14 protein-coding genes are annotated in these 15,191 nt (G+C 47.0%); 8 read left to right on the top strand and 6 right to left on the bottom strand.

Features of this window, described 5'->3' with window-relative positions; genetic code table 11:
* The 5 genes from waaO (at position 1) to J4613_RS15580 (ending at position 4,970) form a co-directional block, all read left to right on the top strand.
* Positions 1 to 1,014: a lipopolysaccharide 3-alpha-galactosyltransferase gene (gene waaO / locus J4613_RS15600; protein ID WP_020838486.1), complete on the top strand. Its 1,014-nt coding sequence runs from the start codon at positions 1 to 3 to the stop codon at positions 1,012 to 1,014.
* 17 nt (positions 1,015 to 1,031) lie between these two features.
* Positions 1,032 to 2,045 (top strand): lipopolysaccharide 1,2-glucosyltransferase RfaJ, encoded by a 1,014-nt coding sequence (gene rfaJ, locus J4613_RS15595; RefSeq protein ID WP_000376874.1) that lies wholly within the window; start codon positions 1,032 to 1,034, stop codon positions 2,043 to 2,045.
* Positions 2,046 to 2,067: 22 nt separating this feature from the next.
* Positions 2,068 to 2,766, top strand: coding sequence for a lipopolysaccharide core heptose(II) kinase RfaY (gene rfaY, locus J4613_RS15590; protein WP_020838487.1), 699 nt, complete (start codon positions 2,068 to 2,070; stop codon positions 2,764 to 2,766).
* Positions 2,767 to 2,915: 149 nt separating this feature from the next.
* The gene (gene waaZ, locus J4613_RS15585) at positions 2,916 to 3,725 is read left to right on the top strand and encodes a 3-deoxy-D-manno-oct-2-ulosonate III transferase WaaZ (protein WP_000536019.1); all 810 of its coding nucleotides are present in this window, start codon (positions 2,916 to 2,918) and stop codon (positions 3,723 to 3,725) included.
* A gap of 99 nt (positions 3,726 to 3,824) precedes the next feature.
* Positions 3,825 to 4,970 carry a lipopolysaccharide N-acetylglucosaminyltransferase gene (locus J4613_RS15580; RefSeq protein ID WP_000591834.1) on the top strand — a complete coding sequence of 382 codons (1,146 nt, stop codon included), beginning with the start codon at positions 3,825 to 3,827 and terminating at the stop codon, positions 4,968 to 4,970.
* A 56-nt stretch (positions 4,971 to 5,026) separates the two neighbouring features.
* Here the strand turns inward: J4613_RS15580 and rfaL are convergent, their stop codons facing one another.
* From rfaL to rfaD, 4 genes are read right to left on the bottom strand one after another with little or no spacing between them, the layout of a single operon-like run.
* Entirely contained in the window at positions 5,027 to 6,241 is a 1,215-nt protein-coding gene (gene rfaL / locus J4613_RS15575) for an O-antigen ligase RfaL (protein ID WP_111742189.1), read from the bottom strand.
* Between the two features lie 39 nt (positions 6,242 to 6,280).
* Positions 6,281 to 7,234, bottom strand: a complete 954-nt coding sequence (gene rfaC, locus J4613_RS15570) for a lipopolysaccharide heptosyltransferase RfaC (RefSeq protein WP_001264610.1) — start codon at positions 7,232 to 7,234, stop codon at positions 6,281 to 6,283.
* Positions 7,234 to 8,280, bottom strand: a complete 1,047-nt coding sequence (gene rfaF / locus J4613_RS15565; protein ID WP_000699196.1) for an ADP-heptose--LPS heptosyltransferase RfaF — start codon at positions 8,278 to 8,280, stop codon at positions 7,234 to 7,236. Before rfaF ends, rfaC begins: the two co-directional genes overlap by 1 nt.
* A 2-nt stretch (positions 8,281 to 8,282) precedes the next feature.
* Positions 8,283 to 9,215, bottom strand: a complete 933-nt coding sequence (gene rfaD / locus J4613_RS15560) for an ADP-glyceromanno-heptose 6-epimerase (RefSeq protein ID WP_000587771.1) — start codon at positions 9,213 to 9,215, stop codon at positions 8,283 to 8,285.
* A gap of 202 nt (positions 9,216 to 9,417) precedes the next feature.
* Between rfaD and kbl the strand changes: the two genes are divergently transcribed.
* The 3 genes from kbl (at position 9,418) to J4613_RS15545 (ending at position 12,976) form a co-directional block, all read left to right on the top strand.
* Positions 9,418 to 10,614, top strand: a complete 1,197-nt coding sequence (kbl, locus tag J4613_RS15555) for a glycine C-acetyltransferase (protein WP_001213790.1) — start codon at positions 9,418 to 9,420, stop codon at positions 10,612 to 10,614.
* Between the two features lie 9 nt (positions 10,615 to 10,623).
* Positions 10,624 to 11,649, top strand: a complete 1,026-nt coding sequence (tdh, locus tag J4613_RS15550; protein ID WP_000645990.1) for an L-threonine 3-dehydrogenase — start codon at positions 10,624 to 10,626, stop codon at positions 11,647 to 11,649.
* Between the two features lie 292 nt (positions 11,650 to 11,941).
* On the top strand, positions 11,942 to 12,976 hold the full coding sequence (locus tag J4613_RS15545; protein WP_045901935.1) for a glycosyltransferase: 1,035 nt from the start codon (positions 11,942 to 11,944) through the stop codon (positions 12,974 to 12,976).
* Here J4613_RS15545 and J4613_RS15540 read toward each other — a convergent pair.
* Both J4613_RS15540 and envC read right to left on the bottom strand, forming a co-directional pair.
* A complete protein-coding gene (locus J4613_RS15540) occupies positions 12,963 to 13,925 on the bottom strand; it encodes a divergent polysaccharide deacetylase family protein (RefSeq protein ID WP_001135519.1) in 963 nt (320 codons plus the stop codon). The two genes, J4613_RS15545 and J4613_RS15540, sit on opposite strands and share 14 nt — an antisense overlap.
* A 3-nt stretch (positions 13,926 to 13,928) precedes the next feature.
* Positions 13,929 to 15,188 carry a murein hydrolase activator EnvC gene (gene envC, locus J4613_RS15535; RefSeq protein WP_058814511.1) on the bottom strand — a complete coding sequence of 420 codons (1,260 nt, stop codon included), beginning with the start codon at positions 15,186 to 15,188 and terminating at the stop codon, positions 13,929 to 13,931.
* Positions 15,189 to 15,191 lie beyond the last annotated feature (3 nt).

Raw genomic sequence — 15,191 nt, 5'->3', positions numbered from 1 at the left:
ATGAGCAGAAAATATTTTGAAGAAGAAGTCATTCAACAGACTTTAGATTATAACTATGCACAACATAGTGATGCTGATAAATTTAATATAGCTTATGGGATTGATAAAAACTTTCTTTTTGGCTGTGGTGTCTCTATTGCATCGGTTCTCCTTGCTAACCCAGAGAAGGCGTTAGCTTTCCATGTTTTTACCGATTTCTTTGACTCTGAAGACCAGCAGCGATTTGAGGCATTAGCAAAACAGTACGCTACGCAGATTGTTGTTTACCTAATCGACTGTGAGCGCTTAAAATCGCTACCCAGTACCAAAAACTGGACCTATGCAACATACTTTAGATTCATTATCGCCGATTATTTTTCAGATAAAACAGATAGAGTACTTTATCTGGATGCAGATATTGCATGTAAGGGGAGTATTCTGGAACTTATTGATCTTAATTTTGCTGAAAATGAGATTGCGGCTGTCGTTGCTGAAGGCGAGTTGGAATGGTGGACTAAGCGCTCGGTTAGCCTGGCAACGCCTGGGCTGGTTTCTGGCTATTTTAATGCCGGTTTTATTTTAATTAACATACCTCTTTGGACCGCAGAAAATATCTCTAAGAAAGCGATTGAAATGCTAAAAGATCCAGAGGTAGTACAGCGCATAACGCACCTTGATCAGGATGTATTAAATATATTGTTAGTGAATAAAGCGCGTTTTGTTGATAAAAAATTTAATACACAATTTAGTCTTAACTATGAATTAAAAGATTCAGTTATTAATCCAGTCGATGCTGAGACTGTATTTGTTCATTATATCGGACCAACGAAGCCCTGGCATAGTTGGGGGGCTTACCCTGTGTCACAATATTTTTTACAGGCTAAGAGCAACTCACCGTGGTCTCATTGTGCACTTTTAAATCCAGTCACTAGCCATCAGTTACGTTATGCGGCAAAGCATATGTTTAATCAGAAGCATTATACTTCGGGTATAAATTACTATATAGCCTACTTTAAACGTAAACTTCTTGAATAAAACCCATAGGTGATGTAATGGATTCATTTCCTGAGATAGAAATAGCTGAATATAAAGTTTTTGATGAAAGTAATAATAATAATGATGATAACGTATTAAACATTTCTTATGGTGTTGATGAAAACTATCTTGATGGTGTGGGGGTATCAATCGCTTCAGTTGTATTAAACAATAATATCCCGCTCGCTTTTCACATTATTTGTGACTCATACTCTCCGTGTTTTGTAAAATATATAGAGCGTTTAGCCGTACAGCATCACATAAAAATTTCTCTTTATCTTATTAAAGTAGAAAGCCTTGAAGTATTGCCTCAAACTAAAGTATGGTCGAGAGCAATGTATTTTCGTTTATTTGCTTTCGATTATCTCAGCAAGAAGGTAAACACCTTACTTTATTTGGATGCCGATGTTGTATGCAAAGGATCTTTGCAAGATCTTCTACAACTTGATTTGACAGAGAAGATTGCTGCGGTCGTAAAAGATGTTGATTCCATCCAGAATAAGGTAAATGAGAGATTAAGAGCATTTAATTTACAAGGTGGTTATTTTAACTCCGGCGTGGTTTTTGTTAACCTGAAATTATGGAAAGAGAATGCCTTAACTGAAAAGGCATTTTTACTTCTGGCAGGTAAAGAAGCTGACTCTTTTAAATATCCCGATCAGGATGTTTTGAATATTCTCCTACAGGACAAAGTCATTTTTCTACCGCGACCGTATAATACCATTTATACTATCAAAAGTGAGTTGAAAGATAAGTCACATAAAAAATATAGCAATATAATTAATGATAATACTGTTTTAATTCATTATACGGGCGCTACAAAACCATGGCATGCCTGGGCAAATTATCCTTCAGTTATCTATTATAAAAATGCACGACTGAACTCGCCCTGGAAAGATTCTCCTGCAAAAGATGCGCGTACCATAGTCGAATTTAAGAAGCGATATAAACATCTTCTCGTGCAGGGCCATTATTTTAAAGGCCTGCTGGCTGGAAGCGCATATCTTTATCGTAAACTTTTCCACAAATAATTCCCCTCCCTAAATCTCCATTATGATTATTGAAAAAAAGATTAAAAACTATACCGTCTTTGTCAAAAAAGACGGTGAAAAATACATTGGGATATTCAAAGATTTTCTATCTTATAATCATCAGGTTATTAAAGTCTTCCGTAATATAGAAGATACAAAAGTTGTATTGATTAATACAGACTACGGAAAATATATTCTCAAAGTATTTAGCCCAAAAGTAAAAAATACTGAACGCTTTTTTAAATCGTTAGTAAAAGGGGATTACTACGAAAAGCTTTTTCATCAGACAGATCGTGTGCGGCGTGAAGGGTTTACGGCGCTTAATGATTTTTACCTGCTGGCGGAAATTAAAACATTACGCTATGTAAAAACATACGTGATGATAATTGAGTATATTGAAGGTATTGAACTTGTTGATATGCCAGAAATTTCTGACGAGGTGAGAGGGAAAGTCAAACAGTCGATATATTCTCTGCATCAGCATGGTATGGTTTCGGGCGATCCCCATAAAGGTAACTTTATCCTGCAAGGCAATGAGATCAGAATTATTGATTTGTCCGGAAAAAGACCTTCCAGACAACGAAAAGCAAAGGATCGTATTGATTTAGAAAGACATTATGGTATCAAAAATAATGTGAGAGATATCGGATTTTACTTATTGATTTATAAGAAAAAACTCCGAAATTTATTGCGTTGTATTAAGGGTAAGGAAAAACGCTGATCAATGTAGCACGTTTGGTTTAATTTAAGGGGTTGACTGACTTTTATTTGCTGCAGCGTTATGACATAATTGAGAGAATTTGAGATGTAATATTAGTTATTGAATATAACATTTATTTATAGGTTGCATGATAAACATACGAGTTTTTTATGGGCAGCGTTAACTTCATAACTCACGCCGATGTTCTGCAACTTATTGCGAAAAGAACGGCTGAAGATTGTATTATTTTTCTTTCTGGTCCTACGTCCAGAAAGACGCCGCTGTCCTTGTTACGAATGAAAGATGTCATTGCAGTCAATGGTTCTGTTCAATATTTGCTAAACAATAACGTCAAGCCATTTTTGTACCTTCTGACGGATGTTCGCTTCCTCCATCGTCGGCGCGAAGATTTTTATAACTTTAGCCGTAACAGTCAGTTTACTATCGTCAATCTTGATGTGTACGAACAGGCTTCAGTGGATGATCAAAAATATATTGAAGAAAACTGTTTAATTATTCGCTCCTTTTATCGCCGAGAAAAAGGGGGCTTTTTAAAAAAAATTAAATTTAATATCCTCAAGCGGGTTCATAAAGCATTACTTATTTCAGTTCCTCTTTCGAAAAGAGGGCGACTGGCTGGATTTTGCAAGGATATCAGCATCGGGTATTGCTCTTGCCATACTATTGCTTATACCGCTATTCAAGTTGCCTATTCCCTTAAGTATGGTCGTATTATATGTTCTGGGCTTGACTTAACAGGGAGTTGCCCACGTTTCTATGACGAATCTACCAGCCCTATGCCATCTGAGCTTAGTAAAGACTTGTTTAAAATACTGCCATTTTTTACTTTTATGAGAAAAAATGTGAGTGATTTAAATATCTTTAATTTATCAGATGATACTGCAATTCATTACGATGTTATTCCATATATTACAGCCTCGGAACTTGAGGATGAAATATATTACGATAAAATTGTCTAGACACTAGATAAATAATTATTTTGCGTTGCTTCGGCACGCATTTCTTTTTCTATAACATTTCTTTTTCTATAAAGTTAACTATTCTGGATTATAGCTATTATGATTAAAAAAATCATATTTACTGTTACTCCTATATTTTCAATTCCTCCTCGTGGTGCGGCTGCGGTAGAAACCTGGATTTACCAGGTTGCAAAACGACTATCAATACCGAGTGCTATTGCTTGTATAAAGAATGCTGGCTATCCTGAATATAATAAAATAAACGATAACTGTGATATTCATTACATTGGGTTTAGTAAAGTTTATAAGCGTCTTTTTCAGAAATGGACTCGTCTCGACCCACTACCCTATTCCCAGCGTGTCCTTAATATTAGAGATAAAGTGACTACCCAGGAAGATAGCGTCATTGTTATTCATAATAGTATGAAACTGTATCGGCAGATCAGAGAGCGCAATCCAAATGCAAAACTGGTTATGCACATGCATAACGCATTTGAACCAGAACTGCCTGATAATGATGCAAAAATTATCGTGCCCAGTCAGTTTCTTAAAGCGTTTTATGAAGAAAGATTGCCCGCCGCTGCTGTTAGTATTGTGCCTAATGGTTTTTGTGCTGAGACTTATAAAAGAAACCCACAAAATAACCTCCGTCAGCAATTAAATATTGCGGAAGATGCCACCGTTCTCTTATATGCCGGGAGAATTTCGCCTGATAAAGGCATCCTGTTGCTTTTGCAGGCGTTCAAAAAATTACGTACCTTAAAAAGTAATATTAAACTTGTCGTTGTTGGCGACCCTTATGCAAGCCGCAAGGGTGAAAAAGCAGAGTATCAAAAGAAAGTACTGGACGCCGCAAAAGAGATTGGAACTGATTGTATTATGGCTGGGGGGCAATCTCCTGACCAGATGCATAACTTCTATCATATAGCCGATCTGGTTATTGTGCCATCTCAGGTTGAAGAAGCATTTTGCATGGTGGCTGTAGAAGCGATGGCAGCAGGAAAAGCGGTTCTTGCCAGCAAAAAAGGGGGGATTAGCGAATTTGTGTTAGATGGCATAACGGGCTATCACCTCGCAGAACCTATGTCGAGCGACAGTATAATTAATGATATTAACCGTGCGCTTGCTGATAAGGAACGCCACCAGATTGCCGAAAAAGCAAAATCCCTGGTGTTTTCAAAATACAGTTGGGAAAATGTAGCGCAGCGTTTCGAGGAACAAATGAAAAACTGGTTTGATAAGTGATTGAGTCCTGATGATGGAAAACGCGCTGATACCGTAATAAGTATCAGCGCGTTTTTTTATCTATTTCTTAGCGCCAGCAGAAAACCGGTAATGATACCAATTTGAGCAATATCGACCTGTTCAAAATTACCACGAACGATATAAAAACCGACGAAAGATAAAAATAGCAAGAGATGAGCATTGTAGGGACTTATCTCTACTTTCCTGAAGGTAGAGCTGGCTGTTTCCCTGATGATAGCGCCATATAAATAGGCCAGGCTCGCCAGACCCAATATGCCAGCACTAAACCAGATGTACAGAATGGTATTATGCGGACCGATAGATTCTTTAAAGGTCCACGTTGGATAATCGACAACGCGTTTATTATAAACACTATCATAAACATCATTACTATAGCCGTAGCCCTTGATCGGGTTTTCCTGAATCAGTATCCACGCGGTGCCCTGGGTTCCGTTAGTATAACGATATGAGCTATCTGTCTGCTGTAATTTATACAGTAGTCGCTCCTGATCCAGTTTATGGCTTTGCTGAGTGATAACTAAAACGCCAGCAATAACCAGGATAGCAGCGCCAATTCCCATTAGTTTCCACTGGCGGTTCAAAATCGTCCATAAAACGCCCACCACTAAAACTGCCAGCCATGCTCCCCGCGACAAGGTGCCTAACATTAAGAATAAGTAGACGGCGCTCAGCGCAAAGAAAGCGAGTTTGAGCGATGTTTTTCTGAATAGCCAGATATTCAACAATGCCGGGAACAGAAATACCATTGAATCAGATATATGTCGATGGTCATAGTTTGTAAATGGCATCACCCCCCTGGAATAGTCCTGAATATAAAAGACAATTTCTACCAGCGAACGTAATCCTAAACTTGTTAAAAAGGAGAATAGTACTATTTTCGCAACCGTTTCTTTTGTTTCATCTTTTAATAGTACGGGGATTAATAAAGTATATAATAAGAAACCCTCCAGTACCGTATTTTCAAATTCCTTGAAACTTTCTTTCATATCTGGCGATATGAGTATGGAATAAACAAGCATTAATGATAATACTGCTACGCTATAAAATACGCTATTTTTGAAAAGAGGAGAAAAACTTTTCGGTGAGCGTGAGACCTGATAAATCGCGGTGATAACCATAAGTATGATTATCAAATGTTTATAACGCGTAATACCATCCAGAAAATACGTAGCAACAAAAAGAAAAACCAGCGCTTTATTCCAGATCGGCTTCCATTTCTCTTTATTTAACGTTAATGATGTGGTTAGCATCTTTTCTCCACAATAGGTTTGGGATGAGACAGAGTCTCTTTAATGAATCTTTCCAAATACGCTTGTGGCATCTAAATTCGCCAGGTTCTGTTCTGGTGAGCAGCATGCCATTTGGTTCTTCCCATAACCTCCAATTAACCCAGGGTCCGTTGGGCCATATAGCGTAATATTCGGTCTGTCGAGCGCGGCGGTGAGATGGCTCAGGCCGGTATCAACCGATACGACAAATTTTGCGCCAGCCAGCACTCTGGCGACCTCCTCCAGGCTCATGCGTGGTAACACATCCACATAGTCAAAGCCTTCGGCCAGTCGTTTAGCCCGGGCCTCCTCATGAGGCGCGCCCCAGGGAAGTTTTATCCGTAATCCGGTGTTGCCCACCAGGCCGATAAGCTCGCGCCAGTTTGCTTCCGGCCAGTGTTTATCATCGCGGGTTGTGGCATGTAAAAATACCGCATATGGATCGCTAACCGCCTGCTGGCAATGCAGAAAATGTTTTGCGATGGCATAATCGCCCTGCGACTGCGGTTTATCGTATCCCAGGCTTTTGGCGAACAGCTCGCGCGTCCGTTCAACCGCATGTTGTTGCTTTGCGATATGGTGTTTACGGTTATAAAACAGGCTGGCCAGCGGTTCGCGGGCGGTACTCCAGTCCATACCGTGCTTTATCCCATGCGCCAGACGCGTCACCAGCGCCGCGCTTTTTACCAGCCCCTGCGCATCAATCACAGCGTCGTATTGGTATGCGCATACCGCCCGATGAAAGGCTATGCGTTCCGCTTTAATGGGCGCGGAAAACCAGGCCTTGCGCCAACGGCGAATAGCGACGGGAATCACGCGATCGACAGCACTGTGCCAGGACGGAATTTGCGCAAACCCTTCTTCGACAACCCAATCAAATTGAATCCCCGGAATCGCCTGTTGCGCGTCGGTAAGCGCAGGCAGGGTATGTAATACGTCGCCCATCGATGATGTTTTAACGATCAAAACCCGCATTAAACGCCCTCTTCCGACAACAGCGAATGAAGCTCTTCCAGAACCCGCTGCGGCGTGATATCGATCAGGCTCTGGTGATAGCCTTGCGCCGTATCGCCTTTACGCACTTTGTGATAACCCGTAATGAGACGAATCACCCGGGCCTTATGAGACAGCGGCGGCGTGAAATCCGGGCTACTTGGGCCATACAAGGCGACCAGCGGGCGGTCGAGCGCCGCCGCGACGTGCATCAGCCCGGAATCGTTAGTAACGATGGCTTTACAGGCGGCTATCAGAATGACGGCCTGTTCCAGCTGGGTTTCCCCCGCCAGGTTGCGACACCATGCCTGCTGCTCGCTATTCAGCGCCGCCAGGATCTCATTTCCGGCTTCATGGTCTTTTGCCGAGCCAAACAGTACGACCTGATACCCTTCGTTAATGAGCTGCTTTGCCAGTTCGGCGTAGTGATAGTGCGGCCAACGTTTTGCCGGGCCAAATTCCGCGCCGGGGCAAAAGCCGATCAGAGGACGTTCAGAAGATAGTGAAAAGTCGCTGCACATCAGCGACTTTTCACCCTCGCTAACCTGGAGCTGCGGCCAGAGTAGCGGCTGCGGCAGATCTTTCGCCGTGCGCATCACGCCCTTGTCATAAGCCAGCGCCACGTAGCGCTCCACCATCAGCGGCCAAGCGTCCTTATCAAGGACGCGCGCATCGTTCAGCAGGCCATAGCGCATTTCGCCGCGCCAGCCGGTACGGTGCGGGATATTGGCAAAGAAAGGAATCAGCGCCGATTTAAACGAATTTGGCAACACCCAGGCGCGATCGTAGCGCTTCTCTCGCAGGCTATGGCCCAATCTGCGGCGCTCGCCGATTTCCAGCGCGCCGTGGCCCAACGGCATGGGTATCGCCTCGTTAACTTCCGGCATACGCGATAACAACGGACGACACCAGGCTGGCGCCATCACGTCGATTATCGCCTGGGGATAGCGCGCTTTAAGCGTGCGATAGAGACTTTGCGACATCATCATGTCGCCCACCCAGGACGGGCCAATGACCAAAATTTTCATACTTACGCGTCGCGGTTCAGCCAGGCCATATACTCCGTGACGCCTTCGGCGACGGTCTTAAAGGGTTTGTCGTAGCCCGCGTTGCGCAGATTGGTTAAATCCGCCTGCGTAAACGCCTGATAGCGACCTTTCAGCTTATCCGGGAACGGAATGTATTCAATGCTGCCTTTTTTATGGTATGCCAGCGTCGCGTCGGCGACGGCCTGGAAAGATTCCGCACGGCCTGTGCCCAGGTTAAAGATGCCGGACTTGCCGCTTTCCAGGAACCACAGGTTAACGGCGGCCACATCGCCCACGTAAACGAAGTCGCGCTTGAAGTTTTCGCTGCCTTCAAACAGTTTCGGGCTTTCGCCGTTGTTTAACTGTGTATTCAGATGAAATGCCACGCTTGCCATGCTGCCTTTATGGCCTTCACGTGGTCCATAGACGTTGAAATAGCGGAAACCGACAATCTGCGAGTTCGCTTCTGGCAGGATCTGGCGCACATATTCATCAAACAGGAATTTAGAATAGCCGTAAACGTTAAGCGGTTTTTCGTATTCGCGCGATTCGATGAAATCAGACGTGCGACCGCCATAGGTGGCGGCAGAAGAGGCGTAGAGGAACGGGATTTCGCGTTCAAGACAATAGTGCAGGAGCTCTTTGGAGTATTGATAGTTATTATCCATCATATACTTGCCGTCCCACTCGGTGGTGGAAGAGCAGGCGCCTTCATGGAAAATAGCTTCGATATCGCCGAGCTCTTCTCCGGACATAATCTGGATCAGGAAATCTTCCTTATCCATATAGTCAGCAATGTTCAGATCCACCAGGTTTACAAACTTGGTGCCGTCTTTCAGGTTATCCACCACCAGAATATCGGTGATACCTTTATCATTCAGGGCCTTAACGATATTGCTGCCGATAAAGCCCGCGCCGCCGGTAACGATGATCATAACTGTAACCTTTGAATTATGGTGTCAGAGACTGTCTCAGACATGAATGCTCTTATCATAACACTATTCATCCATTCACTGATAACCCGTGAGGATACGCGTGATTTATGCTGCATTTTAAAGAAGTGATGACGCGTCATCTCGTATCAACGTATCGCTTTGGGTAATATGTGCTGAAATTTGCCCAGTCTGGAGAATCGCAATGCGTGGGGATTTTTACAAACAGTTAACCAACGATCTGGAAACCGCTCGGGCGGAAGGATTGTTTAAAGAAGAGCGCATTATTACGTCTGCGCAGCAGGCGGATATCACCGTGGCGGATGGAAGCCACGTTATTAACTTTTGCGCCAATAACTATCTCGGGCTGGCGAATCACCCTGAGCTGATTAATGCCGCAAAAGCGGGCATGGACAGCCACGGTTTCGGTATGGCGTCCGTGCGTTTTATCTGCGGCACCCAGGACAGCCACAAAGCGCTGGAGCAAAAGCTGGCAAGCTTCCTCGGCATGGAAGATGCGATTCTGTATTCCTCCTGTTTCGATGCTAACGGCGGCTTGTTTGAGACGTTGCTGGGCGCGGAAGACGCCATTATCTCCGACGCGCTGAACCACGCGTCTATCATTGACGGCGTGCGTTTGTGTAAAGCGAAGCGCTATCGCTATGCCAACAACGACATGGCAGAGCTGGAAGCGCGGCTGAAAGAGGCGCGTGAGGCCGGCGCGCGTCATGTCCTGATCGCCACCGACGGCGTGTTCTCAATGGATGGCGTCATCGCCAATCTGAAAGGCGTCTGTGATCTGGCCGATAAATACGATGCGCTGGTGATGGTTGATGATTCCCACGCGGTAGGCTTTGTCGGCGAAAACGGTCGTGGTTCCCATGAATACTGCGACGTAATGGGCCGCGTAGATATTATTACCGGTACGCTGGGCAAAGCGTTAGGCGGCGCATCCGGCGGCTATACCGCGGCGCGTAAAGAGGTCGTTGAGTGGTTGCGTCAGCGTTCCCGCCCATATCTGTTCTCCAACTCCCTGGCGCCGGCGATCGTGGCGGCTTCTATTAAAGTGTTAGAGATGGTGGAAGCGGGCGCAGAACTGCGCGATCGCTTGTGGGCGAACGCCCGGCAGTTCCGTGAGCAGATGTCTGCCGCGGGATTTACGCTGGCAGGCGCGGATCACGCCATCATCCCGGTAATGCTGGGAGATGCGGTTGTCGCGCAGAAATTTGCCCGCGAACTGCAAAAAGAGGGCATTTACGTTACCGGTTTCTTCTATCCGGTCGTACCAAAAGGTCAGGCGCGTATTCGTACCCAGATGTCTGCGGCGCATACGCCTGAGCAAATTACGCGTGCGGTAGACGCGTTCACGCGTATTGGTAAACAACTGGGCGTGATTGCCTGAGGATGTAAGATGAAAGCGTTATCCAAACTGAAAGCGGAAGAGGGCATCTGGATGACCGACGTTCCGGAACCGGAAGTCGGCCATAACGATTTGCTGATTAAAATCCGTAAAACAGCCATCTGCGGCACTGACGTTCACATCTATAACTGGGATGACTGGTCGCAAAAAACCATCCCGGTTCCGATGGTCGTGGGGCATGAATATGTCGGCGAAGTGGTCGGCATCGGTCAGGAAGTGAAAGGCTTTAAAATCGGCGATCGCGTCTCCGGCGAAGGTCACATCACCTGTGGTCATTGTCGCAACTGCCGTGGCGGTCGTACTCACCTGTGTCGCAACACCACCGGCGTGGGTGTCAATCGTCCCGGCTGCTTCGCGGAATACCTGGTCATCCCGGCGTTCAATGCGTTTAAAATCCCGGATAACATTTCTGATGATTTAGCCTCTATTTTCGACCCGTTTGGTAATGCGGTGCATACGGCGCTGTCTTTCGATCTGGTCGGCGAAGATGTACTGGTATCGGGGGCGGGGCCAATCGGTGTAATGGCCGCCGCAGTGGCGAAACATGTCGGCGCGCGTCATGTGGTGATTACTGACGTCAATGAATACCGTCTGGAGCTGGCGCGTAAAATGGGCGTCACCCGCGCGGTCAACGTCGCGAAAGAGAGCCTGAACGACGTCATGGCGGAGCTGGGAATGACCGAAGGGTTCGATGTGGGTCTGGAGATGTCCGGCGCGCCGCCGGCGTTTCGTACCATGCTGGACACCATGAATCACGGCGGTCGTATTGCGATGCTGGGGATTCCGCCATCAGATATGTCTATCGACTGGACAAAAGTTATCTTTAAGGGCTTGTTCATTAAAGGTATTTATGGTCGTGAGATGTTCGAAACGTGGTACAAAATGGCGGCGCTGATCCAGTCCGGTCTGGATCTGTCACCGATTATCACCCATCGTTTCTCTATTGATGATTTCCAGAAAGGTTTTGACGCCATGCGTTCAGGCCAGTCAGGAAAAGTTATTCTGAGCTGGGATTAATATGTATAGAGACCCGATAATTTTATCGGGTCTGATATACGTTTCATCGTAAAAGGTTGGTGTCATTCACCAACCTTTTTTGTTAGGGAAAATCTGGAAAGCCGTAAAGAATTGTCATAGACATCAAGCATTCGTAATTGCGCTTTACTCTTATTTTACTCGCTAACGTCACGCTCTACTCTGAGTTTTGTGCTTGCTTTTTACTGTAAAAATTAATTATGGCGGCTTAATAGTTTCTTAATAGAGCCACAGTATAAAGGCAGGGTAAATTAAGGTTTTTCTGGTAATCGTTATGAAAAATAGTAAAACCAAAGTGAGTATCATTATCCCGTTATATAATGCGGGAGCGGATTTTAATGCTTGCATGGCGTCGTTAATCGCGCAAACGTGGTCGGCGCTGGAAATTATTATTGTGAATGATGGATCGACGGATCATTCCGTTGAGATAGCAAAACATTACGCGGAACATTACCCACATGTTCGACTGCTTCATCAGGCCAATGCTGGCGCATCTGTCGCCCGTAATCTTGGCCTGCAAGCGGCGACCGGCGATTATGTCGCCTTTGTCGATGCGGATGACCAGGTCTACCCGAAGATGTATGAAACGCTGATGACTATGGCGCTTAACGATGATCTGGACGTTGCGCAGTGTAATGCGGACTGGTGCGTCCGAAAAACCGGGCACGCCTGGCAATCTATTCCGACCGATCGTCTGCGTTCCACCGGGGTATTAAGCGGACCGGATTGGTTGCGTATGGCGCTGGCCTCGCGGCGCTGGACGCATGTTGTCTGGATGGGCGTTTATCGACGTGCGTTAATTACCGATAACAATATTACTTTCGTTCCCGGACTACATCATCAGGACATATTATGGTCGACGGAAGTTATGTTTAATGCCACGCGCGTACGTTATACCGAACAATCATTATATAAATATTTCCTGCATGATAATTCGGTAAGCCGTTTGCAAAGACAAGGCAATAAAAATCTTAATTATCAGCGGCATTATATTAAAATTACGCGGTTATTAGAAAAGCTCAATCGTGATTATGCCCGGCGTATTCCGATTTACCCGGAGTTTCGCCAGCAAATTACCTGGGAAGCGTTACGCGTTTGTCATGCGGTACGTAAAGAGCCTGATATTTTGACCCGCCAGCGTATGATTGCCGAAATTTTTACTTCTGGCATGTATAGACGGATGATGGCTAACGTCCGCAGCGCGAAAGCGGCTTATCAGACGCTGCTCTGGTCTTTCCGGCTGTGGCAATGGCGCGACAAAACCTTGTCGCACCGTCGTATGGCCCGTAAGGCGCTCAATCTGTCTTAGCGCTCACGTTTTTAGGCGCGGCGATTTTCCCCCAGCCTTGCCACTGATGCTGAAACCAGACAACCACGGAACTTTGCGTAATGCTCTCGCCGATGACGCTGAAAAAGCGCGTAGCGTAGACCGGTTGCAGCGGTTTTTTCGGCTTGCACATCTTCACGCCGCGGAAGGGATTGCGCGGTGCGTCAATTTTCTGCGGCGTTACACCAGGTCGGGACGTATCTACCTGCGGTTCGTTGAGCAGGCTGCCTGGACGTACCAGGGTGATATCCGCCGGCAGGCGATAAACCATCTGTTGCAGCACGCGAACCGTTGCGGGATGCGGATGACCAATCGCGATAGCGGAACCGTTGCGACGGGCCAGTTCGATAGCGCGATTAAACTGACGACGGATATCCGCCTCGTTTTGCGTATCGTCGAGGAACACTTTGCGCTTGATCACTTTCACACCCGTACCGGATGCCGCGCGCATCGCCTGGCTATTGCCAATCGTCATGCTGTCGAGAAAATAGAGATTGTAATGTTCCAGCGCCTGCATAACTTTTTGCATACCGAACAGGCTGGAAGTCATTGCGCTGCCCATGTGGTTATTAAGCCCAACGGCATACGGCACGTTGTTTACCGCCTCGCGGATAATGCGCTCGATCTCATCGCTGCTCATATCTGGTCGCAGCGTATCCTTCTCCAGAGGCTGTTTGCTTAGCGGCGCCATCGGCAGATGGATTAACACCTCATGCCCGCTATTGTGCGCTTTAGTTGCCATTTCGCGCGCATGCGGCGCGTTGGGCAGTACAGCGACGGAGATGTTTGGCGGCAGCGCCAGAACCTGGTTTTCCGTATGCGGGCGATAGCCAAAATCATCAATCACGATGGCGAGCTTGCCAGCGAAAACGGGATGTGCAAACGCCAGCAAAGTGGCCAGCGTGAGAATGGAGCGACGAAACTGAGGCAAAACTTATCTTCCCAACCACGGCTGTGGATTGACGGCCTGACCCTGGCGACGAATTTCGAAATAAAGCGAGGGTCTGCCCTGACCGCCGCTACTGCCCACAAGGGCGATAGGTTGTCCGGCGCGCACCTGCGCGCCTACGCTGACCAGCGCGCTCTGATTATAGCCGTAAAGGCTCATATCGCCTTTACCATGCTCCACGACCACCACCAGGCCATAGCCTTGCAGCCAGTCCGCCAGAATTACCCTGCCGTCGGCGATGGCTTTGACCTCGGTGCCTTCCGACGCGCCGATCACCATCCCCTTCCAACGTAGCTCACCCTGCAGCCGTTCGCCATAGCGATGCAATATCGGGCCGCGTACCGGCCAGTATGCCTGACCGCGAGGCGCGCCCAGACCGCCGGTGCGGGACATTAGCGAACGCTCGCTTTCCGTCGGCTTATAGGTGCTGCCTTTACGCGAGGCTTCCTGCTGCTTATCGCGTACCGCCTGCGCTTCGCGGGCTTCACGCTCCGCTCGCGCTTTGGCCGCCGCTTCCGCCCGCGCGATACTGTTGCGTAGGCGTGATTCGTTGGCGCGCAGTTCGCTTAACTGTTGCTGGCCTTGCTGAATAGACGACTCCAGTCCGGCAAGCGTTTTCTTACGTTCATTACGCGCCTGCTCCAGCTTGGCCTGCTGAGCGCGCTGTTCATACAGCAACGTTTGTTGTTGGCTTTGCTTCTCTTCCAGCTCGGCTTTTTGTGTGGCGACCTGTTCGCGAGTCTGTTTCAGTTCGGCGATAGTCTCCTGGCGCGCCTGGTTCAGATAGCCGAAGTAGGCCTGCAGGCGTTGCCCACGCTGGCTTTCTTCTCCGCTAAGAATAAGCTGAATGCCGGTGTGTTCGCCCTGGCGGAAAGCGGCGTCCAACTGTGCGGCGAGATTACGCTCCTGGCTGGCTTTTTGCTGCTCCAGTTTGGCAATTGAGGCGTTCATCTCATCAATTTGCGCGTTTAACTGATCCAGAGTGCTTTGCGTTTCGCGCAGCTTACGCGCTGCGGCCGAGATGGCCTCTTCCTGGGCTTTAAGTTGTGCCAGGAGGCTGGCGCGCTGCTGCTGCTGCTGGCGTACGTCGCGTTCTTTCGCGGCGATATCGGCCTGAATAGATTTGAGTTGATCGCGGTCATCCGCGTGGGCGGAAAAGGCGCACAACAATACGCCAGCGCTAAGTACGCTGGCGTAGAACAAAGGCCTGACTGAAAACGTTCTTGGTTTCACGGCCTGTTGAATGGT

Source organism: Salmonella sp. 32020114201800008SM (assembly GCF_017572025.1).
Lineage (GTDB): Bacteria > Pseudomonadota > Gammaproteobacteria > Enterobacterales > Enterobacteriaceae > Salmonella > Salmonella enterica.
Note: the sequence above shows the minus strand (reverse complement) of the source record. Positions and strands in the feature narration are given on the sequence as shown.

What these genes read in the sequence shown, in the direction of transcription:
- waaO (WP_020838486.1), top strand. Translation starts at nt 1, where the DNA reads ATGAGCAGAAAATATTTTGAAGAAGAAGTCATTCAACAGACTTTAGAT.
- rfaJ (WP_000376874.1), top strand. Translation starts at nt 1,032, where the DNA reads ATGGATTCATTTCCTGAGATAGAAATAGCTGAATATAAAGTTTTTGAT.
- rfaY (WP_020838487.1), top strand. Translation starts at nt 2,068, where the DNA reads ATGATTATTGAAAAAAAGATTAAAAACTATACCGTCTTTGTCAAAAAA.
- waaZ (WP_000536019.1), top strand. Translation starts at nt 2,916, where the DNA reads ATGGGCAGCGTTAACTTCATAACTCACGCCGATGTTCTGCAACTTATT.
- J4613_RS15580 (WP_000591834.1), top strand. Translation starts at nt 3,825, where the DNA reads ATGATTAAAAAAATCATATTTACTGTTACTCCTATATTTTCAATTCCT.
- rfaL (WP_111742189.1), bottom strand. Translation starts at nt 6,241, where the DNA reads ATGCTAACCACATCATTAACGTTAAATAAAGAGAAATGGAAGCCGATC.
- rfaC (WP_001264610.1), bottom strand. Translation starts at nt 7,234, where the DNA reads ATGCGGGTTTTGATCGTTAAAACATCATCGATGGGCGACGTATTACAT.
- rfaF (WP_000699196.1), bottom strand. Translation starts at nt 8,280, where the DNA reads ATGAAAATTTTGGTCATTGGCCCGTCCTGGGTGGGCGACATGATGATG.
- rfaD (WP_000587771.1), bottom strand. Translation starts at nt 9,215, where the DNA reads ATGATCATCGTTACCGGCGGCGCGGGCTTTATCGGCAGCAATATCGTT.
- kbl (WP_001213790.1), top strand. Translation starts at nt 9,418, where the DNA reads ATGCGTGGGGATTTTTACAAACAGTTAACCAACGATCTGGAAACCGCT.
- tdh (WP_000645990.1), top strand. Translation starts at nt 10,624, where the DNA reads ATGAAAGCGTTATCCAAACTGAAAGCGGAAGAGGGCATCTGGATGACC.
- J4613_RS15545 (WP_045901935.1), top strand. Translation starts at nt 11,942, where the DNA reads ATGAAAAATAGTAAAACCAAAGTGAGTATCATTATCCCGTTATATAAT.